This window comes from Aquiflexum sp. (genome assembly GCF_041749095.1).
Taxonomy (GTDB): Bacteria; Bacteroidota; Bacteroidia; order Cytophagales; family Cyclobacteriaceae; genus Aquiflexum.
Map to the genome: position 1 here is coordinate 1 of NZ_JBGTCA010000103.1, position 6,801 is coordinate 6,801.

The window sequence follows — 6,801 nt, forward strand, 5'->3', positions numbered from 1 at the left end:
AAAAGGGGAAAGAAATGTTGGGCATCAGAATTGATTCCGGGGATTTGGCATATTATAGCAATATCGCCAGGGAAATGCTCGACAATGCCGGTTTTCCCAACGCCAAGATTGTTGCTTCCAATGACCTGGATGAACAAATCATCACTTCTTTGAAGATTCAGGAGGCATCCATAGATGTCTGGGGGGTGGGCACCAAACTGGTGACTGCATACGATCAGCCTGCATTGGGTGCAGTATATAAGCTTGCTGCTATCAGAAATAATGAAGGCAACTGGGAACCTAAAGTAAAGGTATCCCAACAATCCATCAAAATCAATATTCCGGGTAATCACAGTGCCACCCGTTTTATCAGAAATGGGAAAGCATTGGCTGATATGATTTTTTTAGAGTCCGAAGACCTTACAAAAACATCATTTATGATTATTGATCCTATTGATCCGACCAAGCGAAAAAAAATCAATACCAAAGGCCTTGAACAGGAAAAATTGTTGGTTCCTATTTTTTCCAAGGGACAAAAAATATATGAAAGACCAAGTTTGGATAAGATCAAGGAAAATGCAGCGAGGAATCTGAATTTATTTGACAAAGCCCATAAGCGGCTTATCAATCCTCACATTTATCCGGTAGGATTGGAAGAAAGCCTTTACCAACTTCGTACAAATTTGGTGTTTAAAATGAAGAACTACGATGGAGAAGAAAATAATATTTAGTATTCCCGATTATAAATACCTTCAGGATGAAGTTCTTCGCTTGGGTGATTTTGAAAAAGGGGAAATTGAAGTTAGGAAATTCCCTGATGGCGAAAGGTACCAAAGGATCATGACATCGGTCAGCGGAAAAGATGTGGTATTGATAGGCGGTACCATATCAGACAGCGATACCTTGGAAATCTACGACCTGGCGTATGCCCTTATCAAATATGGGGCAAAATCCATCCGGATTATTTTTCCTTATTTTGGATATAGCACCATGGAAAGGGCTGTAAAAGTAGGGGAGGTGGTCACCGCAAAATCCAGGGCAGTAATGTTTTCTTCCCTTCCCAGGACCAGCCTTGGCAACTATTTTATTTTCTTCGACCTTCATTCAGAAGGGATTCCCCATTATTTTGAAGGTCAGGCATTGATCAGTCATGTATACTGTAAACCCATTGTGGTCAAAGCAGCCATGGAACTCGCAGAGGCCGGTTTTGTCATGGCCTGTACCGATGCAGGCAGGGCCAAATGGGTAGAGTCCCTGGCCAATGAAATGGAAGTAAATGCAGCTTTTGTTTTCAAAAGGAGAATCTCAGGAGAAGAAACAGAAGTAACGAGTATTTCCGCTGATGTGGAAGGAAAGGACGTGGTGATTTATGATGACATGGTCCGGACAGGTGGTTCATTGATCAATGCCGCAAAAGCTTATAAAGCTGCAGGAGCCAAGAAAATTTATACCATCACCACTCATGGCCTGTTCAACAATGATGCTTTAGAAAGGATTCAGGCGTCAGGTGTGATCGAAAAAGTTGTGGCTACAGATACCCATCCCAATAGTATTGCACTGAAATCAGAATTTCTTCAGGTTGAAAGTATTGCAGGACTGATTGTGGAGCAGATTTAGGATTTGTATATCTTTAAGCCACCTATCGATTTCAAGCTTTTTCTTCTTCCTTTCCATTTCCATTCATCCAAAAGGCAAGGCCGGCAACAGTGATGATTCCACATAAAACAATCGCCAAGTTAAGATCTCTTTGCTTTTTTTGAGCTTTTTGCAAATAGGTAGATCCTACGCCTTTTTTGGCTATAAATGCTTCAATTTTATCAATACGAGCTTCTAATTCTTCTTTTGCTTTTCTAGCTAAGTCCATAATAATTTTATTTTTAAAGTTTATTACCTAATTTATTCAACTGAGATCAAAAAAAAATAGTTCTGATTTTAGCTTCTAATGCGGTTTTCTTATGGTCATCCGGACAAAAATCCACAATTTTGAAATATTGTTAAGTATTTTAATCCAATTGCGATGAACACAAAAGCACTGATTATTGTCGATGTCCAAAATGATTTTATGCCGGGAGGAGCCTTGGCGGTAAAGGAAGGAGATATAATTGTACCTACCATCAATGATTTACAGTCAAAATTCGATTTAATAGTTGCTACTCAGGATTGGCATCCTTCAGATCATGGGAGTTTTGCTGATAATCACGAGGGGAAAAAGATTGGCGAGTTCATCGACCTGAGCGGTGTAAATCAGATCCTTTGGCCGGTGCATTGTGTGCAGGGTTCATTTGGTGCTGAATTTCATAAGAATCTCAAAAGAGATAAGTGGAAAGCAATCTTTCAAAAAGGCACCAATCCTCTTGTAGATTCCTACAGTGGTTTTTTTGACAACAACAAGCAGGGGGATACGGGTCTTTCAGAATACCTTAAAAACCAAGGGGTGGAAGAAGTTTATATTTGTGGATTGGCAACTGATTTTTGTGTGAAATTCACAGTTTTGAATGCAATTTCGGAGGGATTCCAAACTTACTTGGTCGTTGATGCTACCAAAGCAGTCAACCTCCAATCAGGAGATTATCTTAAAGCCGTGGAAGAGATGAAAGCTGCAGGGGCAATAATTATTGTAAGTATGTTTGTCTGACCAAAGAATAAGCAAACAAAGAGTTCGTTCTTTTTATCATATTTGTTTAATACCGCACCGAAAATATCCTAAAATGAAAAGAGCAAGCTATCTCCTATTCTTCATCATCTTTTGTAATTTTTCGCTATTGCAAGCTCAAGCTCAAGTTAATCGGGAAAGTGAAAATAATCAGATCGGATGGTTTGCTTTGTTTATGAATTACAAGCTGGATGACAAATGGAGTCTTCATGGAGAGTTTCAATGGAGAAGAGCAGATTGGATTGTCGAATCCCAACAGAATCTGTACAGGGTAGGAGTGAATTACAAGTTGCATCCACAGGTTACCTTCAGGGCAGGATATGCCTTTGCAGACACCTACAAATATGGGAAAATACCGATCTCAAGCAATGCCATCAGATTTCCCGAGCATAGATCCTATCAAATGGTCACTTTGTCCAACCCAATCGGGGTTGTACTATTTTCACATAGGATGATGTTGGAACAGCGCTGGGTAGGAAGGAGTATGGATCCCAATGCCACCAAAGCAGATGAATTTGTTTTTCTTAACCGGCTTAGGTACATGTTCAGAAGCGATATTCCATTAAAAGGGAAGCCTTTGGGCAACAAAGATCCCTATTTGGCTCTCTATGATGAAATCATGATCGGTTTTGGCAAAAACATCAATCAGAATGTTTTTGACCAAAATAGACTTGGCCTTCTGGCAGGATACAAGTTTTCATATACAGCCAGAATAGAAGGTGGCTATTTTAATCAAATACTCCAGTTTGGAAGGTTGGTTGATGGCAAAAACTTCTTCCAACATAATCAAGGTTTCATCATCATGACCTATGTCAACTTGTAAAAGAAATTATCAAAATCTAAAACAAGGAATAATGGTACTTCTTCTGTTACGTTGATTGGGATCTCCGAAAAGAAAAGAATATCGGATGGAAATCTCATGAGCTCCTCCTGAACTTCTCAGGGCAAGTTTTGACATGGTCATATCAAAGCTGTACCCAATATCCAAACCACTCTCAAGTGTTAGACCCACCAAAGCTACAATTGACTCGTTGTTGGGCAATGCATATTTAACAGGAAATCCCCTGTACCATGCACCCACCACCAAAGGCTGTAAGAAAAACTGTGCCCCGACATCCAACTGATTGAAGGGATCCTGATGCTTGTAATTGAATGCCAGCATCATAGCCCTTTCCTGACGGGAGTTACTGTAGAAGTTGTTGATCAATCCTTCTCCCAAATCAATTTTTATTCCACCATGAGCAGATAATTTCATGGGTAATCTACTGTAATTACCATCTATAAATGAAGTGTTTGGTTGGGTCAGGTGGTGCCCGGAAATACCTATCCAAGCAGTTTGGGTATGAAATAGCATACCAAAATTGTAATCCATGAACCTGTGACGGTAATCATCCCCAAAAAACTCTCCACTGAAATCGTCAATGGTTCCCCTTTGAATATTAAGTTGGGAACCATATACCAAATCGCCGAAATATGCATCTCTGGAAATATAGCTTGCCTGCCCTCCAAATCTCAGAAATGAATCAAACCCAAGTCTAAGCCTGTATGAATAGGTAAGACCCACTTCATTGGTGCTCAATCTCGCCATGCTTTCCCTGTTTCCATTGAAAATCAGGCCGATACCACTATTGATGTCAAACATATAATGATCAATATATGCAGAGTAGGAATTAAAGGAATGATCAAGACCCGGCCATTGATTTCTGTAATTGGCACCAATACGAGTCAGTTCCGACGCACCGGTAAATGCCGGGTTCAGATAAAGCGGAGCCGCATAAAACTGCGAAAATTGGACATCCTGACCCCAAAGTGGGGCTAGCAGGACGATGGACAAAATTAAGGTTAAAATCTTTTTCATAGGGCGATTGAAGAGTTAGTACCGACCGATTAACTTTTTGTTATTTTGGACTTTTTAAATATTGCTGTCGCATGTTTTATTGTTAGATGATGCTATAATTTGGAAATTGAAAATCGGAGATTAACCCCAGGTTCATCTATAGAACCAGGGTAAACACTCCCGTTTTACTTCCTTTTTCACCATCTACTGCTTTGAATATTATTTTGTAAACATAATTACCGTTTGGACTAATTCTGCCGTTTAATCTGCCATCCCAGCCTGCGTCTTCCTGACTGTATGCAGAATAGACAAGTTCACCCCACTTATTGAAAATGTGCATTTCAAAATCCTCTATACCGCGCATTTTTGGAATAAAGGTGTCATTCAATCCATCATCATTAGGCGTAAAGGCATTGGGAACAAGAATTCTATAGGAGGCTACCACTTCTACTACTATTTGTGTTTTGGACACACAGCCCATCGCGTCAAAAGTCATTAAGGAAATGGTGTATGTGCCCGGTTTGGTATAGGTATGCATTGGATTCTGTTCGTTGCTTTTGGTGCCATCGCCAAAATCCCATTCCCAGGCAATTACTTCCCCAAAAGTTTCATCATGGAACTGGACCTGATCGTTGACAAGGATTTCACCCTGAATGCCAATAGAAATGACAGTATAGGTGAAGTCTGCATCTGTAAACGCCACAGGCATTTCTACATATTTTTCTACTTCCACCATGCATCCATTGGCATCAATGACGGTTACTTTAATTATTCCATCTTCGTAGAATGTGGATTCCTCCACATTCTGAGCCCCGTTGTTCCAGAAAATCTCATAATCCTTGGTGCCACCTTTGATGATTACCCATGCAACTCCTGTAAGTTCTCTGGTTTCACAGTTTACATCGAATCTGGTGAACAATCTGGCTTCCAGTTCTTCAGGTTGTTCAATCTCAAAGGTTTTGACCTGAACACAGCCATTGTCATCCACAACCCTAACCGTATAAGTTCCTGCACCGAGGTTGGATCTGTTCAGTGTTTCCAGTTGGTCGTTGTCACTCCAGGAAATCCTGTAAGGCTGCATTCCGCCTCTAATGTTGATATTGATAGCCCCATCCCGGTCCCCAAAACAGGAAAGCATTTCAGTGTAGGAGCCTTCTATGACCAAAGGATCCGGTTCAGACACCACAAAGGTGCTGCCTGTAGAACATCCGGCACGGTCTGTAACCACTACGCTATAAGTTCCCGGTCCAAGATTTCTTAAGACCCTGTTATTGGCGCCATTTGACCATCTGTAGGTATATGGAGCAGTACCTCCGAATACATTCAGGGAAATAATGCCCCTATTGTCACCGGCACATTTGCTATCCTCCACAGTACCCCTCATATTCAATATTTCAGGTTCCTGTATATTATAGGCGGCAGAGGTTACACATCCGAGCGCATCTTCTACTGTCACAGAGTACACTCCTGCCACCAATCCGGAAGCAAAAGTCTGATCCTGTAGTCCATGGCTCCAGTTAATTTTGAATGGAGCCCTTCCGCCATTGATGGCAATGTTAATTGAACCGTTGTTTCCACCAAAGCAGGAAACGGAGGTGATATTGAGCAATGATATTCTCAGGTTTAAGGGTGGTGCAATTTCGAAATCCTCTGTAACGGTACAGCCATTTCTATCTGTTACCGTCAAAGAATAATTACCAGGCAACAAATTTGTTATTGAGGAAGTAGTGGCTCCATTTGACCATTGGAACCTGTAAGGTCCCACGCCACCGCTTACAGTTGCGTTTACTTCGCCACGTTCTCCATCAGTACATATTCCAAACTTACCGGTAAGTTCAACCAAAAGCGGTGATGTAGGTGGAGGTACCGTGTAGGTTCCTTCTGTCACACAACCTTTGGCATCAGTAACCACTACAGTATATGATCCCGGAGCTATGTTCAAGAGGTCTTTGGTGGTAGCGCCATTTGACCAAGCATAGGTGTATGGTGCTGTGCCTCCCGTTACATTGATAACCAATTCAAGCACATCAGTGAACAGGCAAAGTTCCACTGAGCTCTGACCTGTGACAGTCAAGGCTTCAGCAGGTTCTGTGACGGTATAGGCAATACTTTCGAAACAAGAGTTTTCATCTATGACAAACAAAGTGTAAACACCTGCCCTAAGACCGGTGATTTCGGACCCGGTCATTCCATTGCTCCATTGGATGGTGTAGGCCCCTTTCCCACCCGAAATATTAAGTTTGATCCTGCCATCATTGCCAAACTTACAGGACACATTGTCGATGGCTTCCAATTCGACCAGCAATGGTAGTGGTTCGGTGATTTCAAAAGT

6 protein-coding genes and 1 pseudogene are annotated in these 6,801 nt (G+C 41.4%); 4 read left to right on the plus strand and 3 right to left on the minus strand.

All coding sequences use genetic code 11. The annotated features are described in order from the left end of the window. Nucleotides 1-710: pseudogene (locus tag ACEW8O_RS05720) on the plus strand (nicotinate phosphoribosyltransferase); the annotation flags it as partial. Beyond that, a complete protein-coding gene (prs, locus tag ACEW8O_RS05725) occupies nucleotides 688-1,596 on the plus strand; it encodes a ribose-phosphate diphosphokinase (RefSeq protein WP_373493662.1) in 909 nt (302 codons plus the stop codon). The pseudogene ACEW8O_RS05720 and the gene prs, both read left to right, overlap by 23 nt. A gap of 31 nt (nucleotides 1,597-1,627) precedes the next feature. On the opposite strand, the gene ACEW8O_RS05730 is transcribed toward prs, so the two are convergent. Beyond that, nucleotides 1,628-1,843 (minus strand): hypothetical protein, encoded by a 216-nt coding sequence (locus ACEW8O_RS05730; RefSeq protein ID WP_373493663.1) that lies wholly within the window; start codon nucleotides 1,841-1,843, stop codon nucleotides 1,628-1,630. 153 nt (nucleotides 1,844-1,996) lie between these two features. Between ACEW8O_RS05730 and pncA the strand changes: the two genes are divergently transcribed. Both pncA and ACEW8O_RS05740 read left to right on the plus strand, forming a co-directional pair. After that, on the plus strand, nucleotides 1,997-2,614 hold the full coding sequence (gene pncA / locus ACEW8O_RS05735; protein WP_373493664.1) for a bifunctional nicotinamidase/pyrazinamidase: 618 nt from the start codon (nucleotides 1,997-1,999) through the stop codon (nucleotides 2,612-2,614). 73 nt (nucleotides 2,615-2,687) lie between these two features. Further along, nucleotides 2,688-3,455 carry a DUF2490 domain-containing protein gene (locus ACEW8O_RS05740; RefSeq protein ID WP_373493665.1) on the plus strand — a complete coding sequence of 256 codons (768 nt, stop codon included), beginning with the start codon at nucleotides 2,688-2,690 and terminating at the stop codon, nucleotides 3,453-3,455. Nucleotides 3,456-3,464: 9 nt separating this feature from the next. Here ACEW8O_RS05740 and ACEW8O_RS05745 read toward each other — a convergent pair whose 3' ends face one another. After that, nucleotides 3,465-4,490 carry a type IX secretion system membrane protein PorP/SprF gene (locus tag ACEW8O_RS05745; RefSeq protein WP_373493666.1) on the minus strand — a complete coding sequence of 342 codons (1,026 nt, stop codon included), beginning with the start codon at nucleotides 4,488-4,490 and terminating at the stop codon, nucleotides 3,465-3,467. Between the two features lie 136 nt (nucleotides 4,491-4,626). Then, on the minus strand, nucleotides 4,627-6,801 hold a 2,175-nt coding region (locus tag ACEW8O_RS05750; RefSeq protein WP_373493667.1), incomplete at its 5' end, for a gliding motility-associated C-terminal domain-containing protein.

Excerpts from the sequence above, each read along its gene's own strand:
- pncA (WP_373493664.1), top strand. The coding sequence starts at position 1,997 with ATGAACACAAAAGCACTGATTATTGTCGATGTCCAAAATGATTTTATG.
- prs (WP_373493662.1), top strand. The coding sequence starts at position 688 with ATGGAGAAGAAAATAATATTTAGTATTCCCGATTATAAATACCTTCAG.
- ACEW8O_RS05730 (WP_373493663.1), bottom strand. The coding sequence starts at position 1,843 with ATGGACTTAGCTAGAAAAGCAAAAGAAGAATTAGAAGCTCGTATTGAT.
- ACEW8O_RS05745 (WP_373493666.1), bottom strand. The coding sequence starts at position 4,490 with ATGAAAAAGATTTTAACCTTAATTTTGTCCATCGTCCTGCTAGCCCCA.
- ACEW8O_RS05740 (WP_373493665.1), top strand. The coding sequence starts at position 2,688 with ATGAAAAGAGCAAGCTATCTCCTATTCTTCATCATCTTTTGTAATTTT.